The 25,464-nt window shown below is 60.6% G+C and carries 23 protein-coding genes; 11 read left to right on the top strand and 12 right to left on the bottom strand.

Translation table 11 applies throughout. The annotated features are described in order from the left end of the window. Positions 1-14 precede the first annotated feature (14 nt). Complete coding sequence (locus BMZ66_RS02535; protein WP_092668618.1) at positions 15-1,499, top strand: APC family permease; 1,485 nt, start codon at positions 15-17, stop codon at positions 1,497-1,499. Between the two features lie 132 nt (positions 1,500-1,631). Here the strand turns inward: BMZ66_RS02535 and BMZ66_RS02530 are convergent, their stop codons facing one another. The 3 genes from BMZ66_RS02530 to BMZ66_RS02520 all read right to left on the bottom strand — a co-directional run bounded on the left by BMZ66_RS02530 (position 1,632) and on the right by BMZ66_RS02520 (position 4,256). Beyond that, positions 1,632-2,357 carry a carboxypeptidase-like regulatory domain-containing protein gene (locus BMZ66_RS02530; protein ID WP_092668616.1) on the bottom strand — a complete coding sequence of 242 codons (726 nt, stop codon included), beginning with the start codon at positions 2,355-2,357 and terminating at the stop codon, positions 1,632-1,634. Between the two features lie 436 nt (positions 2,358-2,793). After that, positions 2,794-3,222 carry a hypothetical protein gene (locus BMZ66_RS02525; protein ID WP_092668614.1) on the bottom strand — a complete coding sequence of 143 codons (429 nt, stop codon included), beginning with the start codon at positions 3,220-3,222 and terminating at the stop codon, positions 2,794-2,796. 278 nt (positions 3,223-3,500) lie between these two features. Next, the gene (locus BMZ66_RS02520) at positions 3,501-4,256 is read right to left on the bottom strand and encodes a DUF547 domain-containing protein (protein WP_092668612.1); all 756 of its coding nucleotides are present in this window, start codon (positions 4,254-4,256) and stop codon (positions 3,501-3,503) included. Between the two features lie 174 nt (positions 4,257-4,430). Here BMZ66_RS02520 and BMZ66_RS02515 point away from each other — a divergent pair, with 174 nt between their 5' ends. From BMZ66_RS02515 to BMZ66_RS02500, 4 genes are all read left to right on the top strand, one after another. Further along, on the top strand, positions 4,431-5,768 hold the full coding sequence (locus BMZ66_RS02515; RefSeq protein WP_092668610.1) for an NAD(P)/FAD-dependent oxidoreductase: 1,338 nt from the start codon (positions 4,431-4,433) through the stop codon (positions 5,766-5,768). A 10-nt stretch (positions 5,769-5,778) separates the two neighbouring features. Continuing rightward, the gene (locus BMZ66_RS02510; protein ID WP_092668608.1) at positions 5,779-6,012 is read left to right on the top strand and encodes a hypothetical protein; all 234 of its coding nucleotides are present in this window, start codon (positions 5,779-5,781) and stop codon (positions 6,010-6,012) included. A 219-nt stretch (positions 6,013-6,231) separates the two neighbouring features. Next, complete coding sequence (locus BMZ66_RS02505; RefSeq protein ID WP_092668606.1) at positions 6,232-7,593, top strand: 4Fe-4S binding protein; 1,362 nt, start codon at positions 6,232-6,234, stop codon at positions 7,591-7,593. A gap of 95 nt (positions 7,594-7,688) precedes the next feature. Then, complete coding sequence (locus BMZ66_RS02500) at positions 7,689-8,000, top strand: hypothetical protein (RefSeq protein ID WP_092668604.1); 312 nt, start codon at positions 7,689-7,691, stop codon at positions 7,998-8,000. A 194-nt stretch (positions 8,001-8,194) separates the two neighbouring features. Here BMZ66_RS02500 and BMZ66_RS02495 read toward each other — a convergent pair whose 3' ends face one another. Beyond that, complete coding sequence (locus tag BMZ66_RS02495) at positions 8,195-9,115, bottom strand: DUF808 domain-containing protein (protein ID WP_092668602.1); 921 nt, start codon at positions 9,113-9,115, stop codon at positions 8,195-8,197. Between the two features lie 555 nt (positions 9,116-9,670). On the opposite strand from BMZ66_RS02495, the gene BMZ66_RS02490 reads away from it, so the two are divergent. Next, on the top strand, positions 9,671-10,747 hold the full coding sequence (locus BMZ66_RS02490) for an adenylate/guanylate cyclase domain-containing protein (protein ID WP_092668600.1): 1,077 nt from the start codon (positions 9,671-9,673) through the stop codon (positions 10,745-10,747). Positions 10,748-10,858: 111 nt separating this feature from the next. On the opposite strand, the gene BMZ66_RS02485 is transcribed toward BMZ66_RS02490, so the two are convergent. From BMZ66_RS02485 to BMZ66_RS02470, 4 genes are all read right to left on the bottom strand, one after another. Further along, entirely contained in the window at positions 10,859-11,437 is a 579-nt protein-coding gene (locus BMZ66_RS02485; protein WP_092668598.1) for a Crp/Fnr family transcriptional regulator, read from the bottom strand. Next, positions 11,434-11,997, bottom strand: coding sequence for an SRPBCC family protein (locus BMZ66_RS02480; RefSeq protein ID WP_092668596.1), 564 nt, complete (start codon positions 11,995-11,997; stop codon positions 11,434-11,436). Before BMZ66_RS02480 ends, BMZ66_RS02485 begins: the two co-directional genes overlap by 4 nt. 164 nt (positions 11,998-12,161) lie before the next feature. After that, positions 12,162-12,860, bottom strand: a complete 699-nt coding sequence (locus BMZ66_RS02475) for a hypothetical protein (protein WP_092668594.1) — start codon at positions 12,858-12,860, stop codon at positions 12,162-12,164. A 130-nt stretch (positions 12,861-12,990) separates the two neighbouring features. Then, a complete protein-coding gene (locus tag BMZ66_RS02470; RefSeq protein WP_177204563.1) occupies positions 12,991-13,923 on the bottom strand; it encodes an NAD-dependent epimerase/dehydratase family protein in 933 nt (310 codons plus the stop codon). Between the two features lie 138 nt (positions 13,924-14,061). Between BMZ66_RS02470 and BMZ66_RS02465 the strand changes: the two genes are divergently transcribed. The 3 genes from BMZ66_RS02465 to BMZ66_RS02455 all read left to right on the top strand — a co-directional run bounded on the left by BMZ66_RS02465 (position 14,062) and on the right by BMZ66_RS02455 (position 17,028). Continuing rightward, positions 14,062-14,664 (top strand): Crp/Fnr family transcriptional regulator, encoded by a 603-nt coding sequence (locus tag BMZ66_RS02465; RefSeq protein WP_092668590.1) that lies wholly within the window; start codon positions 14,062-14,064, stop codon positions 14,662-14,664. A 101-nt stretch (positions 14,665-14,765) separates the two neighbouring features. Further along, positions 14,766-15,725 (top strand): TIGR01777 family oxidoreductase, encoded by a 960-nt coding sequence (locus BMZ66_RS02460; RefSeq protein WP_234794947.1) that lies wholly within the window; start codon positions 14,766-14,768, stop codon positions 15,723-15,725. Positions 15,726-15,804: 79 nt separating this feature from the next. Further along, positions 15,805-17,028, top strand: coding sequence for a putative sensor domain DACNV-containing protein (locus tag BMZ66_RS02455; protein ID WP_092668588.1), 1,224 nt, complete (start codon positions 15,805-15,807; stop codon positions 17,026-17,028). Positions 17,029-17,529: 501 nt separating this feature from the next. Here the strand turns inward: BMZ66_RS02455 and BMZ66_RS02445 are convergent. Continuing rightward, complete coding sequence (locus BMZ66_RS02445) at positions 17,530-18,543, bottom strand: M28 family peptidase (RefSeq protein ID WP_092668586.1); 1,014 nt, start codon at positions 18,541-18,543, stop codon at positions 17,530-17,532. A gap of 717 nt (positions 18,544-19,260) precedes the next feature. Here BMZ66_RS02445 and BMZ66_RS02435 point away from each other — a divergent pair. Beyond that, positions 19,261-22,050 (top strand): cation-translocating P-type ATPase, encoded by a 2,790-nt coding sequence (locus BMZ66_RS02435; RefSeq protein ID WP_092668582.1) that lies wholly within the window; start codon positions 19,261-19,263, stop codon positions 22,048-22,050. 141 nt (positions 22,051-22,191) lie between these two features. On the opposite strand, the gene BMZ66_RS02430 is transcribed toward BMZ66_RS02435, so the two are convergent. The 3 genes from BMZ66_RS02430 to BMZ66_RS02420 all read right to left on the bottom strand — a co-directional run bounded on the left by BMZ66_RS02430 (position 22,192) and on the right by BMZ66_RS02420 (position 24,599). Then, the gene (locus tag BMZ66_RS02430) at positions 22,192-22,758 is read right to left on the bottom strand and encodes a hypothetical protein (protein WP_092668581.1); all 567 of its coding nucleotides are present in this window, start codon (positions 22,756-22,758) and stop codon (positions 22,192-22,194) included. Between the two features lie 126 nt (positions 22,759-22,884). Beyond that, on the bottom strand, positions 22,885-23,877 hold the full coding sequence (locus BMZ66_RS02425; protein ID WP_092668579.1) for an alpha/beta fold hydrolase: 993 nt from the start codon (positions 23,875-23,877) through the stop codon (positions 22,885-22,887). 266 nt (positions 23,878-24,143) lie between these two features. After that, the gene (locus BMZ66_RS02420; protein WP_214606942.1) at positions 24,144-24,599 is read right to left on the bottom strand and encodes a peroxiredoxin; all 456 of its coding nucleotides are present in this window, start codon (positions 24,597-24,599) and stop codon (positions 24,144-24,146) included. Between the two features lie 138 nt (positions 24,600-24,737). Here BMZ66_RS02420 and BMZ66_RS02415 point away from each other — a divergent pair, with 138 nt between their 5' ends. After that, a complete protein-coding gene (locus BMZ66_RS02415; RefSeq protein WP_092668577.1) occupies positions 24,738-25,436 on the top strand; it encodes a glycosyltransferase family 2 protein in 699 nt (232 codons plus the stop codon). Positions 25,437-25,464: the final 28 nt, after the last annotated feature.

Below are 25,464 nucleotides of genomic sequence, written 5' to 3'. Positions count from 1 at the left end.
CACTTCAGATTTGCATGTCCGAACCTCAACCCCCATCCACTCAGCCCCATTTCCAACGGGCCATCACTCTCTTCGATGCCATTATGCTGGTGACCGGCAGCATGATAGGCTCGGGCATTTTCATTGTTTCGGCCGACATTGCCCGGCAGGTGGGCAGCTCCGGCTGGCTGCTGGTGGTGTGGCTGCTCACCGGCTTCATCACCATGGCGGGGGCCATCAGCTACGGCGAGTTGGCCAGCATGTTCCCCAAAGTGGGCGGGCAGTACGTGTACCTGCGCGAGGCCTTTGGCCGCCTCACCGCCTTTCTCTACGGCTGGTCGCTTTTCCTCGTCATTCAAACCGGCGTGATAGCCGCCGTGGCCGTAGCCTTCGCCAAGTTCACCGGCGTGCTGATTCCTTTTTTCAGCGTTAAAAACTTGTTGTTTCAGGTTGGCAGCTTCGAGTTTAGCAGCGTGCAGTTGCTGGCCATCGTGCTCATCGTCGGCATCACCGCGCTCAACGCCCAGGGCGTGCGCACCGGCAAGCTCATTCAGAACGTGCTGGGCAGCACCAAGCTGATTGCGCTGGGCTTGCTCATCGTGTTTGGGGTGGCCCTGGGGCTGAACCACGAAGCCATTCAGGTCAACTTCGCCGACCTCTGGAGCGCTACCCGCCACCCGGCCCCCGGCGTGGGCGCAGCCATCATCCCCATCAGCGGCAGCGCACTCGTCATCGCCATCGGCATGGCCATGACCGGTTCGCTGTTCTCCTCCGACTCCTGGAACAACATTGGCTTTGCCGGCGAGGAAATCCAGAACCCCGAGCGCACGCTGGTACGCAGCATGGCCATCGGCACGGCCATCGTCACGGCCCTCTACATTCTCATAAACGTGGTGTACCTGTTGGTGCTGCCCCTCAATGGCTCGCCCGACGCCACCACCGTGGCCGGCCGCGGCATCATGTATGCCACCGACGACCGGGTTGCCACCGCCGTAGCCGAGTCGGTGCTCGGGCCGGCGGGTGCCTACGTGCTGGCGGTGCTCATCATGCTCAGCACCTTTGGGGCAAACAACGGCATCATTCTCAGCGGTGCCCGCGCCTACTTTGCCATGGCCAAAGACGGCTTGTTTTTCCCCGGCCTTGCCCGCCTCAACCGCGCTGGCGTTCCCGGCCGCGCCTTGTGGGCTCAGTGCCTATGGGCCAGCCTGCTCTGCCTGAGCGGCTCCTATGGCCAGCTGCTCAACTACGTCATGTTCTCGGTTATTCTGTTTTACGTGGTCACCATCATTGGCATCTTTGTGCTGCGCCGCACCCGGCCCGAGGCCCCGCGCCCCTACCGTGCCTGGGGCTACCCAGTGGTGCCAGGCCTCTACATTTTGTTGGCCAGCACCTTCTGCATTATTCTCCTGATTGCGCCCGATACGGCCGAGTTTTCACGGCGCGGCCTCGGGCTCGTGGCCCTGGGCCTGCCGGTGTACTTCCTGTTTGGCCGTCGGTTCGGCAATCGCACGCAAGGGTAAGCACGCACTACATCGTGCCGAGCTTCTTGACGGCCGGTTCTCTACAGCACAAAAAAAAGGCCTCCAATAGGAGGCCTTTTTTAATGAATAGCTTAATAATTAATAGCGTCAAGTTGGGCAACGGCCGATGGCTTAGCGACGCTTGCGGCCCGACTTAGCGCGGGGCGTTAGGGTCACGTTCACAGGGCGGGAACCGCTGACGTGAACCACCTCGTCGTCGTAGCCGCCATAGCCGAAAATCAGGCTGTGGTCGTTGCCGCCGGGTACTTCCAGCGCGTAGCTGCCATTGGCGTCGGTGCTGGTGCCTTTGCTGCTGCCTTTCAGCAAGACGGTGGCGCCCACCATGGGCCGGCCGCTCTCGTCCAGAATGCGGCCGGTTAGGGTAACGTTGGAGGGGGCAGCGGGCTCGGGAGCCGAAGGCGCTACCTCTGCTACTTCAGGCTCGGGCGCCTGCACGGGAGCCGCCGTGGGGGTTACCAGGGCCACGGTGCTCACCGGCGCCGTGATTTTGGCACTAGCCGCAGCCTTATCCGACGATTTGGAGGTTGTTTCCTCGGTTTGTTTGGCAGCAGCCACCGTTGCGGATTTTAGACCTGCCGCAATGCTGTCGGCCGAGGTGGGGGCTGTGGCTGTGGCCGTTACGGCCGCATCATCGAGCAGGAACGAAGGCGTAGCCGACGCCATGCCCCCGCCGCTGCCCTTCGGCAACATCAGGTAGCCAACCACCAGCGCCAAAACCACCGCCACCAGCACGTACGTCAGCCGGTTGTTGCCGCCCGAAACTACATCCTCGTCCTGGGCATCCAGGTTGGGGTCGTAAGGCTGTTCTTCTACTTTGGGTAAATTTTCTTGACTCATAATTTTAACTTTTAAAGTGATTGGAGAAGATGTTAGAAATTCATTAAGAATCAGCCGATAATTCAATCCACTATCCCTGATATGGCTCGCAAGTTAAGCTTTTGTCGGGTTATCCATGCAAGTACTTGTTTTTTTTCTTAACCAACTGAGAAAGTGTAGCCCCAACCTCATTACGGCTTGCACTTGCAACCTCGTTTTAAGCTAATGAGACACTAAAATTACTTATTTGCAAAATGCAATTTCTACACCTCTTCCGATGCGGTTATTTTCGCATCCTACTTAGGGCCGGGCACTTACTGGCCGCTACGCTCAGCCCGTCAAAGAGCAGTTGAGCACGGTGCTGCTTCAACCCATAAAAAAAGCGGGACCGACGCTGAGCAGTTGGCTCGGGCGTCGGCCCCGCACGGGGCAATCTGTTAAGGCGTCAGCTCAGGCGTTAGTCGCTGATGGTTTCGTTGTTGCCAGCGGGCGTTGGTTTGCCACTGGGCTCATCCTCGCCAAATTCCTGGTGGCGGGTCCGAATGTTGTGGTCCAGCTCGTAGGTGCCTTCGGCCTCAAAGCCGGGGCCCTGGGCTTGTTCGCCGGCGCTGGAGTGGTCGTTGCCGCCCTGAGGCTCCAGCTCTGAGCCGCCAATGTGGAGGTTTTCGAGCTGGTCCTTCTGGTTGCTGCGCTGGTCGTAGCCATTGGCGCCAGTATTGCGAGCCGCCGTAGGGTCGTTGCTGGACTTGTTATTGCTCTGGTCCTGGTCGTACTCCTTTTGCTTTTCCAGCTCTTCGTTTTTGGGGAAGTTCTTGTTCTCTGTAATCTTGGCGTTTTCGCCTTCGTCGGAGTCGGTACCGTTGCCGAAAATATCGTCGAGTATCATAAGCGGGTGGGGTAAGGTAAATGTGGAAAGGGATGCGCGAGGCACTGGTCTTATTAGACTTACGCAGGGGCTCACCATACGTTGCTGGGTGTGAAGGCGCGCACTAGCCAAGCCCCAGACGACTAACAACTCAATTAATCAGACGCTCTGCTTGTTAACCACTGCTTAGCCGGTAAGGTTGTGTTGCGGTAGCCGCTGCCCGCTGCAGCAAAAGAAAGCCGAGCCACTGGTGAGTGGCTCGGCTTTCTTGCTGTGGTGGTCCCGTTAAGGTATTCCGTCTATTTGCGGTTGTTCAGGCTCCAGTCGTAGGGGTAGTAGTCAACGGTGTAGGTTGCGGGGATGGTTTTGCCCTCCCGGAACTGATTGACGTAGGCCACCCCAGTTTTGCCGCTGGCTTTGAAGTCGGCCTCGTACCACTTGAAAATCTGGGAAATTAACACCTTGCGGCTCTTGTCGTCGACCCGGATGAAGGTGGGGTCTTGCAACACTTTTTGCGCCTGAATGGTCAGCTGCGTGTCGAGAGAATTGGGCAGGTAGGCCGCCCGATTGAGCTTGGGGCAGCCTTTGGCGCCGCACACCAGCGCGAAGTGAACCCGTGGGTCGTTGTAAGGCTCGCGCAGCTTTTTGGCTTCAAGGTCGTTGAGGGTAAGCTTCTCCCCGGCTACGCTCACCAGGTTCTTATCGAAAAAGCCGGGCACTTTCTCCACCGATTCGAGCGGGAAGCGGGCCACTACTTCGCCAATCACCAGCAGGTTGTAGGCGTTCAGGTAAAAGGCCTTGCGGTCGTCGGGTTGGGCAGCAGCGGCATCGTAGCTCGCCACCCGCTTCAGCAGACCTTGCAGCTCCAGGGGGTTGCGCTTGATGGCGCCGTAGTTAACGTTGCCGTCGGCATCCACAAACTTGGCTAGGAAAGCCGAAGTGGCAGCGGGCAACGTAGGTGGCGCGGCGGTAGCAGCGGCAGCGGGAATTAGGAACAGGCCCGCCGCAACGGCCAAACCGGTAATGAGCCGGCGCGAAAAATTAAGTACCATCATTATGAAGGGTATCGGTATTGAAGGAAAAAAATAACAACAGCAAAGTTGTCAGGTTGACACCATTTCTAGTCAATCATTAGGCCACAAACGTAGGAGGCGGGCCCGGCGCCTTCTGCCCCGGCCCCACTTACATTTGACGGGAAGCCCCTTTCATTCTTACAGCTGTCTAAGCAAATGCACCTGGTTATCATCGGCAATGGCATTACGGGCGTGACGTGTGCGGTAGCAGTGCGCCGACTACAACCGGACGCGCAAATCACCATTATTTCTTCCGAAAGCGCGCATCACTATTCCCGCACGGCGCTCATGTACGTGTACATGGGCCACTTGCGCCCCCAGGACATCAAGCCGTACGAAGACTGGTTCTGGGCCGAAAACCGCCTGACCCTGGTGCACGCTACCGCTACCGCCCTCAACACCGTTAAAAACCAGCTGACGCTGGACAACGGCACCACTCTTACCTACGACCACCTGCTGCTGGCCACTGGCTCGGAAAGCAAACGCTACAACTGGCCCGGGCAGGACCTGGCCGGCGTGCAGGGCCTTTATGGCCTGCCCGACCTGGAGGCCATGACCCGCGACACCCACGGCATCGGCCGGGGCGTGGTGGTGGGCGGCGGCCTTATTGGCGTCGAGCTGGCCGAAATGCTGCACTCCCGCGGCATCGACCCTCTGGTGCTGGTGCGCGATTCGCGCTACTGGGCCGGCGTGCTGCCACCCGAAGAAGCCAACCTGGTAGACCGCCAGTTTGAAGAAAACCACGTGCCGGTGCGCTACAACACCGAGCTGCGCGAAATCCTGGGCGATGCCAACGGCCGCGTGCGGGCCGTGGTGACCACCGCTGGCGAAGAAATTGCCTGCCAGTGGGTGGGCCTGGCCACCGGCGTAGCGCCCAACCTCGCCCTGGCCACAACCTCCAACGTGGAAACCGACCGGGGCATTCTTGTCGATGAGCATTTGCGCACCAACGTACCCAACGTGTACGCGGCCGGCGACTGTGCCCAACACCGCCAGCCCGGGGCCGGCGAAGTGGCCATTGAGCAGTTGTGGTACACGGGCCGCATGCAGGGCGAAACCGTGGCCCACACCATTTGCGGGCAGCCCACGCCCTACCGCCGCGGCGTGTGGTTCAACTCGGCCAAGTTCTTTAACCTCGAATACCAGACCTACGGGCAGGCCCCGGCGGGCCCCACTCCTGGCCTGGATAGTTTTTACTGGGAACATCCATCCGGTCGGGTGGCGTTACGCATTTATTTCCGCGCCGAGGCACCCGCCGCCGTGGTGGGCTTCAATAACCTGGGCCTACGCCTGCGGCAGGCCGTCTGCGAGCAATGGATTCAGCAAGCGACGCCCGTGGCCACTGTAATGGCTCACCTGGGCGCGGCTAATTTTGACCCGGAGTTCTTTCCGCAGCACGAACGGGCCATTATAGCGGCCTTCAACCAGCAGTTTCCTCAGTATTCCGTAACGCTGAAGCAGAAAAAAGGCCTTTTTGCCCGCTTCACTCACTAGCATTTTTCCCGTGGACTTATCCAAACTTTACCGCCCCTCGGCCCTCAATAGCTTCCAATTCATCGCCCTCACGGGCCTTCTGATGAGTGCCGGGGCGCATTTGATTCTGCATTTTTTTGTAGACCGCATGCCCGCAGGCTTCAACTGGCTGTACGTGTGCTGGACGGTTTTTTACCTCATCGGCACGCTCATTAACCTGTTTGGCAAGCCCGATGAGCCGCACGACCATCATCACCATCATTAAAGTTGGTATTCAAAAGGGCAGAGGCATCTCGTTCTGGCGGGCGCCTCACCCCCCGGCCCCCTCTCCGAAAAAGAGAGGGGAGCCTGACGACGCATGAACAAAATCGTTCGGCTCCCCCTCTCTTTTTCGGAGAGGGGGCCGGGGGGTGAGGCGCCCCGCCAGAACGAGGTGCCTGATTTCTCTACTTTAGCACGAAACACAATTACCAGCCGCATCCCCATGACCCCAACGCTCGCTACGCCTCCCCTGCCCACTTCCTCGCCAGCCGAAAAGCTAACCCTGGCGGTGGTGGCTGGCGGCTTACTGGCCCTCCTGCTCGGGCTGGCCGATGGCGACGCCGGCCGCCAGCAAACCTGGCTCTACCTGGCTCTGGGCCTAGTAAGCGCCGGCACGCTGGCCTGGAGCTGGCTGAAATTCGGCAGCAAGCCGGCCGGGGTGCAGCAGAACAACCTGTGGCTGCGCAGCAGCACCGGGCGCGGCGGCGTGGCCTGGGTGACCGGCATTGTGCTCACCGGCTTCTACGTGGTGCTGTATTGGTACAGCAGCGATAACGGCCAGGGCAACTTTGGCCCGCTCAACAACCTCGTGCACGGCCTCGATAGCTTCAGCCAGTGGCTGCGCGCCCGCCCCGCCGACCAATGGTTTCTCTACGGCACGTTCTACACGCTGGCCATCCTGCTCATGGGCGGGCGCGTGCTCTGGAAATACCGGCACTCGCGCTACCACCTCATTCGCACCGTTTCGGTAATGTTCTTCCAGTTGGGATTTGCCTACATCATCCCAGGGCTGCTGCAGTTCTTCCAGCAGCCGGAATTTTACTTCAGCTACTTCTGGCCGCTGAAGTACGATTACCTGTTTCCCGGCACGGTCACGTCATTGGTGCAAAATGGCGGCCTGGGCGTATTTATGGTGTTTTGGGGCGCGGTGATGTCGTTGCTGGCTACGCCGGTGCTCACCTATTTCTACGGCAAGCGCTGGTACTGCTCGTGGGTGTGCGGCTGCGGCGGCCTGGCCGAAACCGCCGGCGACCCGTACCGCCACCTCTCCGACAAAAGCCGCGAGGCCTGGCGCTGGGAAGTCCGACTCATCTACCCCATACTGGCCCTCATCATCGCCATCACGGTGCTGCTCTGGGTGAACTTTGCCACGGGCAGCACCCTGCTCGGCGAGGTGGGCGACGTGGCCGCTAAATGGTACGGCTTTGCCATTGGGGCCGTGTTTTCGGGCGTGATAGGCGTGGGCTTTTACCCCATCCTGGGCAACCGCGTGTGGTGCCGCTTTGGCTGCCCCATGGCCGCTTACCTGGGCCTCTTGCAAAAGCACTTCTCCCGCTTCCGCATCACCACCAACGGCGGCCAGTGCATCTCGTGCGGCAACTGCTCCAATGTGTGCGAAATGGGTATCGACGTGAAGCAGTACGCCCAACGCGGCGAGCCCATCATCCGGGCCTCCTGCGTGGGCTGCGGCATGTGTAGCACCGCCTGCCCCCGTGGCGTGCTCAACCTGGAAAACGGCCCGCGTGAGGGCCGCTACCAAGGCTCGCAGCTGATTCACGCCGATTCACTGCGAATCTTAAGCTAGTAAGAACCTAGCTTTTGGCGCTGAATCTGGGGCCGTTAGGCGAGCGGCAGCGGCCAAAGTTGCGTATACGCCACTTTGCCCCCTCAACTTCGCCCATGCTACAAGATACCGACTCCAACAATAAAGGCTCTTTTTCCACGGGCCCGGCGGGCGTATTCGCCGCTGTGGAACACCGCGGCCAGCAGCTCACCGTGGTTAAGCTGCAGGAAACTTCGGTGCGCCAGCCGGCGGCCCTGGAGCCCTTTCTGCGCGAGCGCCTGGGCCTGCCCGCCGACGCCCTGCTGCTAGTGCTGCCCAGCGAGGGCGCGCCTCTGCTGGGCCAAGGTCCGGCTGAGCAGCTTTATAACGACTTTCTTTCTACGAACACGGCCGCCGTGGTGGAACAGCCGTGGCAACCGCTGACCTAACTCTGGGGCCTGTTCCTATTTATGGGTGGCCGTCGAGGCTCTTCTCCTGGTGAGAGGCGAAGTAGTGGGCCAGTACCCTCGCTCCTACCAGCCAGCGCACGACCGAAGTAAGGAAAACTAAAATGGGCCCGGATTGCCGGGAGCCCATATAAGGCACCTGGCCCAACCAAACCAAGCAAGTAGTTGGCTGCGCGCTATTTCTTACCCACAACCTTCTTGAACAGCAGCACTAATTTTTCAACCACGAAGCCAATTACTAAACCGGCCAGCGCACAGGCCAGCGCCTTCAAAACCCAGGCCACTGCCGGAATATGGGCTAATGCTTCTTCCAGATTGTGCAGCAGATGACTGGTGAAAGGTATGCCGTGGCCAATGATTTCAGCCCCCACCCACAGCATGGCGGCCGTGCCCACGTAACTTAAAATCGTCAGAAAGCGCGGCATAAACTTGACGATGCCGCGCCCCAGCTTCTGAGCTGCGGGGTGGAAGTGGTCCTGGGCCAGGTGGACACCAAAGTCGTCGGCTTTCACAATCAGGCCCACAAACCCATACACGGCCACGGTAATAAAAACAGCCACCGCCAGCATGACGGCAATCTGGTTGACCAGTGGCTGTTCAGTGACCTGGCTATAAGCAATGGCCATGATTTCGGCCGACAGAATGATGTCGGTTCGAACGGCCCCTGCTACTCGTTGCTTCTCTAGCTCCTCCGGCGTAATTACCTCTACCTGCTCGCTTTCAGCGTCTACCTCGTGGGATGTACTAAACAGCGAGTGCACTTTTTCATACCCTTCGAAGCATAAATACGCCCCGCCTATCATTAGAATTGGCGTAATGGCCCACGGGGCGAAATACCCGAGCACCAAGGCCGCCGGCGTCAGGATAAACAGCTTATTGATTAGGGATTTTTTGGCTATCTGATAAATGATAGAAAGCTCCCGGGAGGGGTCGAGGCCTACGACGTACTTGGGCGTCACTGCCGTATCGTCGATTACAATGCCGGACACTTTACCGGTGGTTTTGGCCACCTGCGCCGGCACGTCGTCCAAGCTGGCCGCGCTTGCTTTTACCAAAGCGGAGATGTCATCCAATAGCGCAAAAAAACCTGAAGCCATGTGCTGTATGTTCGTAAATTAATTTCTAAGGGCGAGGCTTTATGCCTCTCCGGTTGGGCGCAAGTTATAGCGGTATCAAGGCCGGGTTCTTCGCTTCCTGTTGCTGGCAGGGCGGGTTAGGCGCCATGGTTCACGCAGCTCAGCGGGTTCTGACCGCTCATCCAACGGCTAGCTTCGTATCGGGTTGCATACTACTGGCGCTTGCTGAGTTCGGGCCTCGTACTTGGGCGCAGCGTGGTGCCAGCACCATGCGAGCGTCCTCCCTGAGGAAGTGTTCCGCTACCACAGGGTGAATGGGCAAATCAGTTGCTGGACAACGCATGCTTTCTTGGGTTAGGAAATGGTAATAAGAATGCCCCTAGTAAAGGGTTGATTCGAGTTATGGCGGCAGTTCGGGGGCATAGCGCCCCGCCGCTTGATGGAACAAGCTAACGTCATTGCCCTGGCTGGTTAACCGCCGCCGTAGCAGATGCTGGTCACTAGGTGCGGGGTCTAGTAAATGGCCATCTTTGCGCTGATTCCGATGCGCCGTAAATTAATTACCACTCGCCAACTATGTTCCTCACCGCGTCGCGCCGCCAGCTGCTCTTTCCCCTCATTCGCCGCTACGCGCTGCAAGGCGTCGTGTGGGGCGTGGTGTATTCGCTGCTGCGTTTCGGCCTGCTAAAGCAGGAGTTGGGCTTGCTGGTACGCCATGCGTTCATCGGGCTGGGCGTTGGATTGCTGGTTGGCTTAGGCGAAGCGTTTGTCATCGGCAGCAACTTTCGCTATAAGTCATTCCTGTTTCTGCTGCTCGTTCGCACGGTGCTCTACACCACGGTAGCAGCCCTGTGGCTACTATTAGCAGCGAGCTTGAAATGCCTGTTATTTCAACAGTTAAGCTTTGAGGCAGTGTTCCAGCAGTACGTGCTGCACGGCACCTTTGCCCTGGATGTCGGAGCCTCGCTGCTGGTGTGCCTGCTCATCATCGCGCTGCAGCAAATCAGTTCCTTGCACGGCCCTGGCCAGCTGTTCAACTTAGTTCGTGGCAAGTATCATAGGCCGCAGGAAGTGGACCGTATTTTTATGTTCGTCGACGTAAAATCTTCCACGACGATTGCCGAGGAGCTGGGCAACCTGCAATACAGCCAGTTCATTCAGGACTTCTTCCTGGATTTAACGGACGGCATTGTGCTCACCAAGGCCGAGGTGTACCAGTACGTCGGCGACGAAGTTGTACTCACGTGGTCCCTGCCAATTGGGCTGAGCAAAGCGCAGTGCGTGCGGTGTTTTTTCCTGATGCAGCGCAGCATCGAAGCCCGCAAAGACAGTTACTTGCGGCAGTACGGGCATTACCCGCACTTCAAAGCGGGTTTGCACGGCGGGCGCGTGGTAGCGACCTGGGTGGGCGAGGTGAAGCGCGAAATCGTGTACCACGGCGACGTGTTGAACACCACAGCCCGGATTCAGAGCCTGTGCAACGAGTTGGGACAAGACCTGCTTATCTCCGAGGAATTATTGACCCAACTGCCGCCTTTATCGGGCGTTGTGGCCACATTCGTTTCTACACTGAATTTGCGGGGCCGGCAGCAAGCAATCAGCCTGCACGGCTTGACGCGCGAACTACGGCCAGCGGAGAAAGTGTACACCTAACGGGAGTCGTAGGATACTGCCGCTAAGTTGCTATAGGGAAAGGCGGGGCAGCCGCCCGGAGTGTCCTGTGAAATAATTTCTGCCTATTGCTGACCGCTACGATTGGCTGACTCAGCCAGGGACTTGCTTACGGATTCTGCTGAGGCTTTGGGGAGTAACGCCAATGTACGAAGCCAGGTAAGCCAGGGGAATCCGATTGGCCAGCGTGGGGAACAGCGTTAAAAAAGCCTCGTATTTGGTGCGCGCATCTTGCTGGACGAGCGGGCTGAGGCGGTCCACCTTCGCTAACAAAGCCCGGGTAATCAGAATGCTTTCGGCTTGCGACCAGTTCGTAATCGTCTGGCTCAGGGCTTGCCACCGGCTCGCTTTGAAGACCAGCAGCTGCACCTCCGTCACGGCCTGGATATACTCGGCCGACGGCAGGTGGTACTGATAGCTGGGTAGGTCCACCACGAAGTGCCCTTCTTCAATGAAGTATTTGGTCAAGTCCCGCCCGTCTTTGTCATAATAACAGACGCGCAAAATGCCGCTCACCACGAAGCCGATTTCGCGGGCCACCCGGCCGGCTTCGGCAAAGTAGGCGCCGGCCGGGTAGTGCTTCTCTTCCGCCTGACTGCTGATGAGGGCGAGCTGTTGGGGCGTGAAGGCGGCTACTTGCAAGAGCAGGTTCTCGAGGGCTGGATGCGTCATGGGGCCGGGGCGCTGGGAGGAGTAAGTTGCTGAGCAGCATCTTGCTGGACGCGAGTCATGGCGGCCTGCATGTAAGGCAACCAGCGATATCGGATAAAGAGCGCCAGAAAGGGCCGGACCAGCACGTTTTTGGGTACAAACGTATAGCGCCACCGAATGGTCGTTTGCCCCGCCTGCTCCGACCACCACCATTCGCCCACCGCGTACTTGGCCACGTATTTGGCTCCCAAGGTGAATTCGGACACCCGATAGGCAAAGTAACGGCCCGGTTCGTAGTGGGTGATTTCCTCGCGGGCCGAATCGCCGGAGGCAAAGAATACCCGACGCGACTGGCCCACCGCGTTCCAGGGGGTGACGACGCTCGTGCCGGTAATGGCGGGAATGCCTCGCCCGGCCTGAAAAATCTGTTGCAGGGGTATCGGCACCACCCGCAGGAAAGAGGCTAAGGGGTCTTGGCCAACGTGTGTTTCCACCGTCGCGGATAGCCCCTTGGGAGAGGCTTGCGCATAGCTGGTGAACGCAACAGGGAGGGCAGCGAATAAAGAGAACCAGGAGAGCATAGGGCGTTACGTTTAGAGATAAGTGCCGCAAAGCTCCCCCAAGGTGAACGGGTACTTTTTACCATATGGTAAAAAGTAATTCAACCTAGTACGGGGTGGGTACCATCGGCCGCGGGAGGTAGAACGCGTTTTTATGTTCGTGGTGGAGAGATATCCTGCTCGCGCTAAGAAACGACCGGGACAGCCGCCCGGAGCGGTTCGCCATCCGGCAGGCCGCTCACTTCGCGGTTGCGGTCCACCCAATAGGCCAGCAGCACTATCACCCAAAATAGCTGCCCCGACCACCCCAATGCCTCCACCGAAGCGGGCGGCGGGCCGAAGAGGCCGCCCACGTGTATCAGCACCAGGAATGCCACCAGCCCCAGCAGGCCGTAGCGGCCCACGCCATTGCGGGCCGTGGTGCGCCGCGTATAAAGCCATAAGCCCGCACCCAGCAGCGCGAATTCGACCACCTGCGTCAGCGCAATCTGGTTCCAGAGCCCAAACCCGAACATCGGCGACGGGCCGGGATACAGCGGCAAATCGGGGGTGTGCACCACCAAATCGAGCAGCCAGTGGCTGGGCACGAGCAGGCCCACCAGCAGCGCCCCTTTTGCGTTGCGCTTTACCAACCAATAAATCAGACCTAGCAACAGGCCCGCTACCAGCTCGCCCACCAAGCTGTGCGTGAAGGGGTAATACACGAATTCAAACGCGTTGGTGGCCGTGGCCTGCGGCACGATGTTCACGCGCTCCACGCCCAGCAGTAGCAGTGTGGGCCACACCAAGTCGGCCAGTTGAGCGGCCAGAAAGAAGGTGCCTAATGACACCTGGGGTTGCAGCTTCTTGGCGCCAAAGCCGACGCCGAAATGTCCGAGAAACATAGGATTAGGGTTGAGAAAAGTGATGTGAAAGCAGCGTACAATGGTTCAGGCAGGCGGTAGCTCAGGGCTTGTGTTCCTTGCAGCGCGTTGCAGCCCCGATGGCCAGCACCCTGAGCGGCGGCATCAGTATTTAATTCTTCAGGAACCACTCTGCCGTGGTCCGAATGCCCTCTTCGTAAGGGGTCGGCGTGAAGTCGAAAGTTTGGTTGAAGCGCGTGGAGTCCAGCACGTACCCGTTTTCGTCCTGGTATATCACTTCGTGCGCTTCCTTCATAAAGGGAACGAACAGTCCCATCACCCCAAATAACCACTTGGGCAGCACCTGCACCTTTTCGTTGCCCTGCATGTATTGCGCCGCCAGGGCGCTAAATTCCTGCCCGGTCAGCGTCGGCGAGGCCACGGGCAGTATCCAGGTTTGGTTGAAGGCCTCGGGGTGCTGAGCCAGCACGTAGAGGGCCCGGCCGATGTCCGGCGTGAAGGTGTAGGTGCGCGGCACGCGCGCATTCACTAGCCACTGCGGGGTTTGCTTCTTTTTCAGGCGGCTGAACACCAGCGAGCCGGACCAGCTTTTCTCAACCACGCCCGGCCCGTAAAAATCGGAGGCTTTGGCGATGATGGCCGGCAGCCCGCCACTGCGGCGCTCGGCCAGCAGCAGGCTTTCGATTTCGACCAGAATCCGGCCTTTTTCACTCACCGGCCGCGTCGGCGTGGCTTCCGTAATCGCGCCCTCCACGCGGCCGTAGGTGTAGAGGCTGTCGAGAAAAATCAGCTGGGCCTGCGTGGCTTTGCAGGCGGCAATGACGTTGCGCATAATCACGGGCCAGTCGCGCCGCCACACCTTCGCGCTGTATTCCAGGCCCACGAGCAGGTACACGATGGCGGAGCCGTCCACGGCCAGCCGGGTCTGTTCGGCGTCCAGAAAATCGGCCGACCGGGTTTCGGTTCCGGCCACCGGCTTGGGGTGGCGCGAAACCAACCGGATGTTTTCGCCGTGCTGTTGCAGCACCGGCAGCAGCTGCGTCGTGATGGTGCCGTTGGCACCCAGGATGGTGTGGAGTCTCATGCGGTTTCGAGAGGTAAGTGACGATGCAAAATTCCGCCGCTCCACCAGCCCAAAACGATAACAAACGCTAAGAAATGCGGCGCCGCCGGTATCTTCCCCGGTCCCTTTATCTACTGCCATATCACTGCCTGCTCTTTCATGCTGCCCTCCCTCCCCGAATCGGCCCTGCGCCTGCGCCAGCACCTCACCCAGTTTGCTCCCCTGAGCGACGACGATTGGAACTTGCTGGAGCCGCACCTGCGCCTGGTGCCTCTGGCCCGGCACGCCGTATTTGCCGAGCAGGGCCGGGTCGCGGCCGACGTGGGGTTTGTGCTCGAAGGCATGTTCCGGCAGTATTATACCAAAGACGGCGAGGAGCGCACCAGTTACTTCTTCTTCGAAGAACAGCTAATGGGCGCCTACTTCAGCAGCCTGACCGGCCGGCCCTCGCTGGTCACCATCGAAGCCCTGAGCACGGGCTGCTGCCTGACGTTTCCCTACGCGGTGCTGGCCGACTTATTTGACCAGCGCATGGCCTGGCAACAGTTCGGCCGGCGGTTTGCCGAATACCTGGCCGTGGGCCTGGAAGAACGCATGGTGAGCCTGCTGCTGCTCAGCCCCGCCGAGCGCTACGAGGCCCTGCTGGTCAGCGGCAACCCCAATATTCTCGCGCGGGTGCCCCAGCACTACATCGCCAACTTTCTGGGCGTAACGCCCGTGAGTTTGAGTCGCATTCGCAACCGCACCTCGCGGGGGCAGTAGGGCCGTCATTTCTTAGCGTTTGTTATCGTTTGGGCGCGTGGGCCGCCCGGTCTTTTGTGATGTTCTGGTTCTCTTCGGCCGGAACCCCAAAGTCCCTGCCCATGAACGTCCTCATCACCGGCGGCACCGGCCTCGTCGGCACCCGCCTTTCCGGCGTGCTCACCGAAGCCGGCCACCGCGTGGCCCATGTGAGCCGCACGCTGGCGCCCGGGAGCCCCTGCCGCACGTTTCAGTGGGACCCCGCCGCCGGCACCATCGACCCGGCCGCCGTGCCCTTCGCCGATGCGGTGGTGAACCTGGCCGGGGCCAACGTGGGCGAGGGCCAATGGACCGCCGCCCGCAAACAGGAGCTCCTGGCCAGCCGCGTCGACGGCCTGGCTCTGCTGCGCCGCGAGCTGGCCAAACCCGGGCACCGCGTCCGCACCGTGGTTTCGGCCTCGGCCATTGGCCTCTACGGCAATACCGGCGACGCGCTGGTAACGGAAGACACGCTGCCGGTCGGCCACGACCTGCTGGCCGACCTAACGCAGGCCTGGGAGCAGGCCGCTGTGCCCCTCGCCGCCCTGGGCCTACGGGTGGTCGTGCCGCGCATTGGGGTGGTGCTGAGCCTGGCGGGCGGGGCCCTGCCGGCCCTAGCCGGCCCGGTGAAGCTCGGATTTGGGGCGCCCCTGGGCAGCGGCCAGCAGTGGCTGTCCTGGATTCACATTGATGACCTGTGCCGCCTCTTGCTCGCTATGCTAACCGATGATATCTGGCAGGGCGCCTACAACGCGGTGGCTCCCAACCCGGCCACCAACGCCGCCTTCACCACGGCGCTGGCCGAGGTGCTGCACCGCCCCTTGCTGCTGCCCAATATTCCCGCCTTCATCCTCCAGTTGGCCATGGGCGAGCAGAGCGAAATGGTGTTGACCGGCAAACGCGTGAGCGCGGCCAAGGTGCTGGCTCAGGGCTTTGCCTTCGAGTTCCCCGGGCTGCGCGAGGCCTTGCAGGCGCTTTACGCTACGGCCCCGCAACCAGCCAAGTCCCTGGTGTATGGTGCCGAAAGCGCGCGGTCTGAATAGCTGACTGCATTGCTTTAAATTGCCCCGCCCGGACCGCTGCCGGGCAAGTAGCCTTTCTTTTTTCTAGCACCTCTCGCCCATGGTCACCGCGTACTATCCTGCTGAAATAGCCCACGCGCTGCGGGAGCGCTGGGTCCAAACCGAGGGCAGCCCGCTGCCTGAGCACGCCGTGCTGACCCAATTCCTGTCCATCATTTACCAGGCCAGCCTGCTGCGGGAGGAAGCCCGGCCCGTGGAATGCCACGTCGTGCTCGCCACGTCGGCGCAGCTGACGGCGGCTCCCGGGCCGCTCGCCACCGGCCCCCATGTGGTGGCTTTTGGCACGCCCCGGCCCTGGAACGAACAGGAAATCCGGCGGCTTAGCCCGGCCGTGGCGCGCCCCGCCACGCTGCTCGCCGTCCGGCAGACCGAGGCCGGCGAGTTGGTGCTGTGGGGCCTGCTGGTGACGGACATGCCCTGGGACCGGCTCCCCGGCAGCCCCGCGCCCACCGCCGAGGAAGTGCCCCCGGTGCTGGTGGTGCACGTGCAGGGCCCGGGCCTGCTGACCTGTTACTGCGGAGCCACCCGCGTGCTGACGCTGCGCGCGGGCCGCATCGACGGCCACGGCTTTTTGCAGTTCCCCACCGCCTGGAGCCGGGGGCGCTTCGGGGAAATGGTGGCCGCCAACCCCCAGTTGGGCCCGGCCGAACTCAACCTCATTGCCATGCTCGGGCACCATGTGCAGCGCCGGGCCGTGGCGCGGGTGCGGGCCGGGGGCCACGGCGGGCTGTTGGTGTTTGTGCCGCCGGGGGCCGTGGCCGAGCTGCTGGCGCCCGGCGGACTGCTGCGCCCCAAATACCCCACCCAGGAGCTGGGCAGGGAAGGGCGGTGCAGCCAGCTCATCCACGCCATTATTGCGCGGCAACAGGCATTGGGCGATGTGAGCTGGCCCTATTATCAACAAGCCCGCGACCCCGAGCTCCGCGCCCTGGCGGTGGCCCTCGACCACTTCGCCGACCTAATGGCCGACCTGATGGCCGTAGACGGGGCGCTGGTGCTGACTCAAAACCTGGAAATAGTAGGCTTCGGCGTTGAGATTCGGGCGCCGCACATTGCGCTGGACCACGTCCATCGGGCCCTGGACCTGGAAGGCGAGCACCTGCAGGCCGAGCTCGCCGACCAGGGCGGCACCCGCCACCGGGCGGCCTACCGGCTCTGCGCGGCGGCCCCCGCGTGCCTGGCCGTAGCCGTCTCCCAGGACGGCGGCGTGCAGCTGGTCCATCAAAATGCTGGCCGGATTATATTCTGGAGCCAGCTGGCTTAATCTGCCGGTATCAATGGCCCGGGCATTACTCGTGTAATAGGTGGCCAGCTCTTTTAATAAAGGCTTGCTTGTTCCCGTTACACGGCGGGCCAGGACGGAAAACATACAAGCAGGTTACGCCATGTACAGCCCGTGCAACGGATATACCGCGTGGCGTTAAGTATGTGACGTGAACTGTAATGACGTTTGCGTTGCGTAGGAAGAGCCGTTCCCGTGGGTGTCGAGGCTGTTGTAGCTCTGCCACGTGACGGAGAGTTGTTGCATGCGAGAAACTACGTTGTCCGGTGCTTATCGGTAGAGGAAAGGCTCGGTGCGGCTCCACAGGTGCCGACAGGAAAAGGGTAAAAAGTTAAAACGTGGTGTTCAGCGAAACGGTCAGAATCGCAAAACAAGGGTATCAACAATGCTTCGGCTCACGGTCGTTTGTTACCTTTTCAAAGGCGCGTCGGCGCATCTCCAACCCAGCAAACAGGGAGGCCCCCGCCCCAGCACGCCGGCCAATTACTCGGCGTAGAGGGTGTGGAGCATCGTTTGTCCGACCGCGTGCAGGCTTTTCCGGTCGATGAGGCCCAGGTTGTCGGCGGTGGCGTGGTGGTAGGCGGGAAACACGGCCCCGGAAAAATCGTGGTGATAAACGTCCACCGTCGGCACGCCCGCCTGGTTGGTGTAGACGTGGTCGTCGGTGATGGCCGTCGTGGTGTCGTAGCGAAAGAAATCGGAGTACCCGAGCCGGTGGGCCGCAGCCCAGATTTTGTCGAGCACGAAGCCGGCTCGTGCGCGCGAGACGCCTTCGCGGGTAAAGACGGCGCCCTTCGCCCCCACCATGTCGAGCAGCACGCCGTACTCGGCCTTATAATTCTTGGGCAGCAGGTTTTTGGCCCAGTACTGCGAGCCCAGGCACCAGGAATCGGTGCCGCTGCCTTCGAGTTGGTTTTTCAGGTCGGCCTGCGTGGCGGTGTCGTGGCCCCAGTCTTCGGCGTCGAAGAGAATGAAGTCGACGCCCACGTTGGGCGAGAGGCTGTCGGGCTGCTGGCTGAGCACACGGGCCATTTCCAGGGCCACGGCCACGGCGCTGGCCCCGTCGGAAGCACCGTCCATGGGGGCGTTTTTCTTCTCCTTGTCGTTGTCGGCGAAGGGGCGGGTGTCCCAGTGGCCGAAGATGGCCACCCGGCGGGCGGCCTGCGGCTGGTACTGCACAATAATGTTGCGCGCCTTGATGTAGGTGCCGTCGAAGGTCATGGCCTCAAACGGCTGTTCCATCACCTTCAGGCCGTAGCTTTTGAACTTGGCCACCAGCCAGTTGCCGGTTGCCACATGCGCTTTGGAATTAGGCACGCGCGGCCCGAAGGCTACTTGCTTGGCGGTGAAAGCATAGGCTGAATCGGCGTTAAACGCCGGCGAGGTGGGCCGCGGCTCTTCGGTTGGAGCGCGGGCTGCCTTTTCTGAGGCCTGGTTTTGACAGCCACTAAGTAACAGGATGAGAACAAGTCCTGCGAGGCCGATGCAATTAGTCATGTACTATTTGATAAAAGACAGAGTTTGCGAGCCCTGGCGGGCACCAACGGTTCAGGTACTCACTCCTTGCAAAGTACTATGCCGGCGCTAGGTCGTGCAAAAGTGCTTCAGGGATGAACTCCAAGGCCTTGCTTATAAAGCTGGTTATGTTCAGCGAAACTAAGTAGCAGGCAAAACAGCAGTTGTATACTGGCTTTCATAAAGCAAATATTACCTGCAAGAGCTTGGGTGCATAGCGGCAAGATGAGAACGGTTCAGACGAAGTGCGCATAGAGGTGTATTTCTATGGGAAGTTCAACTCTATGTCCTTTTTTCATACTGAATACAGGCTCACCAGTTCAACTAACCAGTTGAGGTGCAACTTTTTTACAACCCGATGGCCACTACTCATCGTGCTTAAATAATGGATGACATAAATCATGCGCCCCAGCAAGTTTCCTCATTTCGATAGCAAGCGTTGAAGCGGACTTTTGCGGGCTACCATTCACGCCCCTGCCGGGGCCCAAAGGACAAGTTTTTTAATCCAAAGCGGGGCGCCTGCCGTAAAGCATCTGTCAGCCAATGCGCTGAACCTGACCCGGAAACGGGTAAAAAAGAAATTGCAGTGGCCCAACGAGCAGCCCTGCACAGGGCCCGACAGCAGACCACACGGTGCTGCGGAGCAACTTGACGGCGGGCAAAACGTGAACGGGAACCAGACCCAGTAATCGAATGGCTATGAGCGCAGTAGGAGAAGCAACCAAACCCAAAACCAAACCTTTGCAATTGTCGGCCGATGAGGCCGTGGCCTGGCACAGCCTGCCCGCCGACGACGTGCTGGAGCACCTGCAGGTGTCGCCCGAGCAGGGCCTGAGCGATGCCGAGGTAGCCGAGCGGCAAGCCCAAGCGGGCCTCAACCAGATGACGCCCAAAGCCCAGCAAAGCGCCCTGCTCCGCTTCCTGCTGCAGTTCCATCAGCCGCTGATTTACATTTTGCTGGCGGCCACGGTGGTCACCATATTTCTGAAAGAGTACACCGACGCCATTGTCATTTTCGCGGTGGTGTTCGTCAACGCCGTCATCGGCTACGTGCAGGAATCGAAGGCACTGGCGGCCATCGATGCGCTGGCCAAGAGCATGACGGCCCACGCCCAGGTGATTCGCAACGGGCACCGACAGGAAATCGACGCCCGGCAGCTGGTGCCCGGCGACGTAGTGTTGGTGCAGTCGGGTGACCGGTTTCCGGCCGACGTGCGCCTGGTGCGGGCCCGTGACCTGAAAGTGGACGAATCGGCGCTGACCGGCGAGTCGGTGGCGGTGGAAAAAAACCAGGAGCCCGTGCCCGCCGACCACGGCCTGGCCGACCGCCTGTGCCTGGGATACGCCTCCACATCCGTCACCTACGGACAGGCCCGGGGCGTAGTAATCGCCACCGGCGACCGCACCGAAGTCGGCAAAATTCAGCAGTCCATCGCTGGGGCCGACGACCTGGAAACGCCACTCACTCGCAAAATCAAACAGTTCAGCCACTTGCTGCTGTGGGTGATTCTGGCCCTGTGCGTGGTGGTGTTTCTGATAGGCCTGTGGCGCGGCGAAAGCCTCGCCGACACGTTTATGGTGGCCGTGGCGCTGGCCGTGGGCGCCATTCCGGAGGGCCTGCCGGTGGCCGTCACCATCATGCTGGCGCTGGGCGTGTCGAAAATGGCAGCCCGCCGCGCCATTGTGCGCAAGCTGGTGGCCGTGGAAACGCTGGGCAGCACCAGCGTCATCTGTTCCGATAAAACCGGCACCCTCACCGAAAACCAGATGACCGTGCAGCGGCTGGCCGCCGGCGGCCACACCTACGAGGTGAATGGCCTGGGCTACCGGCCCGAAGGCGATATCCTGCTCGATGGACAGGCCGCCGACTTGGCCACCAACCAGGCGCTGGCGCGGTGCCTGCAAGCCGGCTTGCTGTGCAACGACAGCGCGGTAGCCGAAAAAGAAGGCAAATGGACCGCCGAAGGCGACCCCACCGAAGCGGCCCTGGTGGTAACGGCCGGCAAAGGGGGCCTGCAGCGCGCCGAGCTAGAGCAGGACTGCCCGCGCCTCGACGCCATTCCCTTTGAGTCGGAATACCAGTACATGGCCACGCTGCACGGCGGCGAGCAGCCCATCATCTACCTGAAAGGCTCCGTTGAAGCCTTGCTCGAACGCTGCGACCACGCAATGCTGGCCGATGGCACGCTGGCCGACGTAGACCCCGCCGCCATTATGCAGCAGGTGGAGCAGATGGCCAGCGACGGCCTGCGCGTGCTGGCCTTTGCCACCGTCGATGCGCCCGCCGGCCTCACGGCCATCGACCACGGCAACACCGGCAGCGGCTTGGTGTTTCTGGGCCTGCAGGCCATGATAGACCCGCCCCGGCAGGAAGCGGTGGAGGCCGTGCACCTGTGCCAGGTTGCGGGCATCGCCGTGAAGATGATAACCGGCGACCACGCCCTCACGGCGGCAGCCATAGCCGGGCAAGTGGGCCTGCTGGGGCGGGAGGAAAACGGCAGGCTGGTGGCCATAACCGGCAAGGAGTTGGAGAAGATGAGCGACGAGGAGCTGACCGAAGTGGCCAACAGCACCGCCGTGTTTGCCCGCGTGTCGCCCGACCAGAAGCTACGCCTCGTGAAGGCCCTGCAGGCCAACGACCGGGTGGTGGCCATGACCGGCGACGGCGTGAACGACGGCCCCGCGCTGAAGCAAGCCAACATCGGCATCGCCATGGGCATCACCGGCACCGACGTGGCCAAGGACGCAGCCGACATGGTGCTCACCGACGACAATTTCTCCTCCATCGAGGGCGCCGTGGAAGAAGGACGGGGCGTGTTCGACAACCTCACCAAGTTCATCGTCTGGACACTGCCCACCAACCTAGGCGAGGCCCTCACCATCCTGGCCGCCATTGCATTTGGCACGCAGCTGCCCGTGCAGCCCATCCACATTCTCTGGATTAACATGACCACGGCCGTGCTGCTGGGCCTCACCCTGGCGTTCGAGCCCAAGGAGCCCGGCATCATGGACCGCCCGCCCCGCCCCGCCGACCAACCCATCCTCACTTTTGAGCTTACCATGCGCACACTGCTGGTGGGTGTGCTGATGCTGGCGGCCACCTTTGGCCTATTCGTGTACGAGCGGCGCCTGGGCGCTTCGCTGGCCGAAGCCCAGACCGTGGCCACCACCGTGCTTGTGGTGATGGAGGTTTTTTACCTCTTTAGCTGCCGCTCGCTGGTGCGGCCGGTCAAGGAAATCGGCTTCTTTTCGAACCTCTGGATTTACTACGGCATTGCCGCCATGTTATTCCTGCAGGCTCTGTTCGTTTACTTGCCGTTCATGAACAACCTGTTCAGCACCAGCCCACTCGGAGGCGTGCAGCTGCTGCGCATCTTCGGAGCCGGACTGACCTTGCTCATTATTGTGAGCATAGAAAAGCACTTCCGCTTCCGCGCCAACAGTCGGGCCAGCGTTGCGACCAAAGAGGCCGCTAGCGCGGCCGATTAGCGGCTTGGGGGAGTGTGCCGGTCCGACGCCCTAGGCGTCCGACCGGTTGTTGCGAGAACAATACTCTCGGCCCAAACTACCCAGAGTCCTCATTACAACCGGTCGGACGCCTAGGGCGTCGGACCAGGGCTAGCGACCTGTCTACTGCCGCCGCAACTCCTGCAGCTTCAGGTGCAGCTCTATCATGCGCGTGTCCTCGTCGCTCCAAATGAAATTTCGAATGTTATCAACCCGAATGGTGGCGAGGCCATCGTGCTCCCCGTATTCGGTATAGCAGTTCAGGAGCACGTGTTCGTCGGTGAATTGCTGGATGCGGCCGTACAGGTCGGGCCCTACCTGCGTGGCCAGAAACACCAGCTGCTGCGCTTCCATGGCACGGGCCAGCAGCAGCGGAATGGTCAGGTATTCCTGCTCCATGAAGGCGGGCGACTTGATGCCCGCATACACTTTGTCCAGGTTGTCTTCCTTGAGCTCGATGTTGCGGATGTATCGGTCGTCGAAATCTATCTGGAAAATATCTTCCATGTTGAAGGACTGCACCCCGGTCGGCATACCGTCGCGGTTGATGACGCGCAGCATCACCATCTCATCGCTGAAATTGACCACGTAGCCCACCGAAAACCTGCCGTCCGACGAGTTGCTTCGAACGCCCAGCATGCGTTTTTCGGCTTGGGCGCGCTTCAGGATTTCAACAAACAGACTGGACATAGCAACAGAGGAAACAAGGTAAGGCCAAACGCAACAGGGCGTTAGCTCGATATAAGCTGAGCAATTGCCCGGCAATATTACAATGGCGCAAATGTTCCTCCTGGTCCTACCCTACGGCCTGGCCCATTACTGCAGAAACCCTAGCAGCGCCCGGTGGAACTGCGCCGCCGCTTCCAGGTGCGGGATGTGGCCTACTTTCTCCAGCTCCATCAGCTTGGCGCCCTTAATCTGGGCGGCGGTGCGGCGGCCCAGGGCTGGGTATTGGCCCATTTGGGCCAGCACTTTGGGGTCTTTTATCAGGCCCTTGCCCACTACCGTGCGGTCTTGCTGCCCAATGACGAGCAGCGTGGGCGCCGTGATGCGACTGAACTCGTAGCTAACCGGCTGCTGGTAAATCATCTCAAAGGTGAGGGCATTGGCGCGGGCCACTTTGGCGAAGTCGGGGCTACGGGTTTGGGCAGCCAGGGGGAGCAGCCATTGGTCGTGGGCAGCCGGGTAGCCGTTGGGGTAATAGGTGGCGTGGTACTTCCGAATGCTGGCTTCGGTGCTTTTCAGCTCCCCGGCCTCGGCCTGGTCCACGCTTTGAAACGGTACGCCCACGCGGTAATCCTCCAGGCCGATGGGGTTTTCGAGCACGAGTTTTTCGGTGGCTTCCGGGTACATCAGCGCGAAGCGGGTGGCCAACATGCCGCCCATGCTATGCCCCACAATGACGGCCTTTTTCACGCCGAGCGTGTCGAGCAGCTTTTTGGTGTTGCGCGCCAGCAGATGAAAAGAGTAATGAATGTCAGCTTTGTCTGACTTGCCGAACCCAATCTGGTCGGGCACCACCACGCGGAAACCGGCGCCCGTGAGCGCCTTCACGGTTTCGCGCCAGTAGGCCCCGAAAAAGTTTTTGCCGTGAAGTAGCACTACGGTGCGGCCGTTGGGGCTTGCCGTGGCGGGCACGTCCATATAGGCCATGCGCAGGGCCTGCCCTTCTATTTTCAGCGGCAATATTTTGACAGGAAAAGGGTACTCGTAGCCATCGAGCGTGGCGTTGAGTGGAGCGGTTTGGGCGTGGCTGGTGGTGGCCGTGAGTAGCAATGGCCACAGTAGAAGCAGGAAGTATCGGAGCATAACAGAGTCTGTAAGAAACATTCCGCTCTACGACAAACTGTGGACGCTGAGTATTATTTAGAGTAAACAAAAAGGGTTTCATGTAGGCTAGGCCCCGTTGAATGCGCCATGTTGACCCTGCCCCCGTCTGTCATGCTGAGCTTGCGAAGCATCCTCTCACGTCTTAACGCTTTGTTCATCGGGGATAAGGTGCTTCGCTCCGCTCAGCATGACAGATATAGGGGTCAGAAATAATCAACCGCTACCCGCTTTGCCGACCGTTCAAACTAAGCCGGCAAGCCTTCCAGCACCTCCTTGGTCTTGCTCACGTGGTCGACGGCCCCGCTCAAGGAGTTGAAAATGTATTGGATAATGCCATTCTTATCAATCACATACGTGACGCGCCCGGGCAGCAGGCCCAACAGAGCCCGGGGCACTTCGTAGAGCTTGCGCACTTCGCCTTTCTCATCGGCCAGCAGCTCGAAAGGCAGGTTGTGCTTAGCGGTGAACTTCTGGTGCGATTTCTCGCTGTCGGAGCTGATGCCCACTACTTCGGCGCCGAGGTCCTTGAAGTCCTCGTACTGGTCGCGGAAGCTGCAGGCTTGGGCGGTGCAGCCGGGCGTGTCGTCTTTGGGGTAGAAATACAGCACCACGTGCCGGCCACGCAGCGCCGAGAGGCGGAACGTGTCGCCGGTAGTGGTTTTCAAAGTAAAGTCGGGAGCGGGTTGGCCTACCTGAAGCATGATTGGGTTTGATGTATGACAGCCGCAAAGTTGCAGCACCGTGCTGCTTTACGGCGGCGGCGGCATCTTTGTGGTGCGGTTGGCGCGTGCTGCCCGGATTATTGGCTTGCTGCGGACCGCTCCGCCCTTCTTTTTACTATGGCTCCGCCCCGCATCAGCGTTATCATTCCGGCTCACAACGAGGAAAATGCCATTGCCTTGGTGCTGGCAGAAATCCCGGCCGGGCTAGTGCAGGAAGTGGTGGTGGTCAACAATAATTCGACCGACAACACCAGCGCGGTGGCCCGGGCGGCCGGGGGCACGGTGCTGCACGAGGCCCGCCCCGGCTACGGCTATGCCTGCCTGGCGGGCATGGCCTACGTCTTCGGCAAGCCCCAATCCGAACAGCCCGACATCGTCGTATTTCTCGACGGCGACCATTCCGACTTCCCCGAACAAATGCCCGAGCTGCTGGCTCCCCTGCTCCAAGGCGACGCCGACATGGTCATTGGCTCGCGGGCGCTGGGCGTGCGCGAACGCGGCGCGCTGCTCCCGCAGCAACGCTTCGGCAACTGGCTCGCCTCGCGGCTGATGCGCCTGCGATACGGCGGCACCTTCACCGACTTAGGTCCGTTCCGGGCCATCCTCGCCCCGGCCTTGCTTGGCCTCCACATGGAAGACAAAACCTACGGCTGGACGGTGGAAATGCAAGTGAAAGCCGCCCGCCAGGGCCTGCGCACCGTGGAAGTGCCCGTGCGCTACCGCAAGCGCATCGGCACCAGCAAAGTATCGGGCACGGTGCGAGGCACCATCGGGGCGGGCTACAAGATTTTGTGGACCATTTTCCGGTACTGGTAAGCGCCTCCGAGCGCTCCACTCCTGTTCG

This window comes from Hymenobacter arizonensis, assembly GCF_900115775.1.
GTDB classification, from domain to species: Bacteria; Bacteroidota; Bacteroidia; order Cytophagales; family Hymenobacteraceae; genus Hymenobacter; species Hymenobacter arizonensis.
The sequence above is the reverse complement of the archived record's forward strand: the minus strand, read 5'-3'. Positions and strand labels throughout refer to the sequence as shown.

Coding starts and splice junctions, on each gene's coding strand:
- BMZ66_RS02535 (WP_092668618.1), top strand. CDS start 15: ATGTCCGAACCTCAACCCCCATCCACTCAGCCCCATTTCCAACGGGCC.
- BMZ66_RS02530 (WP_092668616.1), bottom strand. CDS start 2,357: ATGAGTCAAGAAAATTTACCCAAAGTAGAAGAACAGCCTTACGACCCC.
- BMZ66_RS02525 (WP_092668614.1), bottom strand. CDS start 3,222: ATGATACTCGACGATATTTTCGGCAACGGTACCGACTCCGACGAAGGC.
- BMZ66_RS02520 (WP_092668612.1), bottom strand. CDS start 4,256: ATGATGGTACTTAATTTTTCGCGCCGGCTCATTACCGGTTTGGCCGTT.
- BMZ66_RS02515 (WP_092668610.1), top strand. CDS start 4,431: ATGCACCTGGTTATCATCGGCAATGGCATTACGGGCGTGACGTGTGCG.
- BMZ66_RS02505 (WP_092668606.1), top strand. CDS start 6,232: ATGACCCCAACGCTCGCTACGCCTCCCCTGCCCACTTCCTCGCCAGCC.
- BMZ66_RS02500 (WP_092668604.1), top strand. CDS start 7,689: ATGCTACAAGATACCGACTCCAACAATAAAGGCTCTTTTTCCACGGGC.
- BMZ66_RS02495 (WP_092668602.1), bottom strand. CDS start 9,115: ATGGCTTCAGGTTTTTTTGCGCTATTGGATGACATCTCCGCTTTGGTA.
- BMZ66_RS02490 (WP_092668600.1), top strand. CDS start 9,671: ATGTTCCTCACCGCGTCGCGCCGCCAGCTGCTCTTTCCCCTCATTCGC.
- BMZ66_RS02485 (WP_092668598.1), bottom strand. CDS start 11,437: ATGACGCATCCAGCCCTCGAGAACCTGCTCTTGCAAGTAGCCGCCTTC.
- BMZ66_RS02480 (WP_092668596.1), bottom strand. CDS start 11,997: ATGCTCTCCTGGTTCTCTTTATTCGCTGCCCTCCCTGTTGCGTTCACC.
- BMZ66_RS02475 (WP_092668594.1), bottom strand. CDS start 12,860: ATGTTTCTCGGACATTTCGGCGTCGGCTTTGGCGCCAAGAAGCTGCAA.
- BMZ66_RS02470 (WP_177204563.1), bottom strand. CDS start 13,923: ATGAGACTCCACACCATCCTGGGTGCCAACGGCACCATCACGACGCAG.
- BMZ66_RS02465 (WP_092668590.1), top strand. CDS start 14,062: ATGCTGCCCTCCCTCCCCGAATCGGCCCTGCGCCTGCGCCAGCACCTC.
- BMZ66_RS02460 (WP_234794947.1), top strand. CDS start 14,766: ATGAACGTCCTCATCACCGGCGGCACCGGCCTCGTCGGCACCCGCCTT.
- BMZ66_RS02455 (WP_092668588.1), top strand. CDS start 15,805: ATGGTCACCGCGTACTATCCTGCTGAAATAGCCCACGCGCTGCGGGAG.
- BMZ66_RS02445 (WP_092668586.1), bottom strand. CDS start 18,543: ATGACTAATTGCATCGGCCTCGCAGGACTTGTTCTCATCCTGTTACTT.
- BMZ66_RS02435 (WP_092668582.1), top strand. CDS start 19,261: ATGAGCGCAGTAGGAGAAGCAACCAAACCCAAAACCAAACCTTTGCAA.
- BMZ66_RS02430 (WP_092668581.1), bottom strand. CDS start 22,758: ATGTCCAGTCTGTTTGTTGAAATCCTGAAGCGCGCCCAAGCCGAAAAA.
- BMZ66_RS02425 (WP_092668579.1), bottom strand. CDS start 23,877: ATGCTCCGATACTTCCTGCTTCTACTGTGGCCATTGCTACTCACGGCC.
- BMZ66_RS02420 (WP_214606942.1), bottom strand. CDS start 24,599: ATGCTTCAGGTAGGCCAACCCGCTCCCGACTTTACTTTGAAAACCACT.
- BMZ66_RS02415 (WP_092668577.1), top strand. CDS start 24,738: ATGGCTCCGCCCCGCATCAGCGTTATCATTCCGGCTCACAACGAGGAA.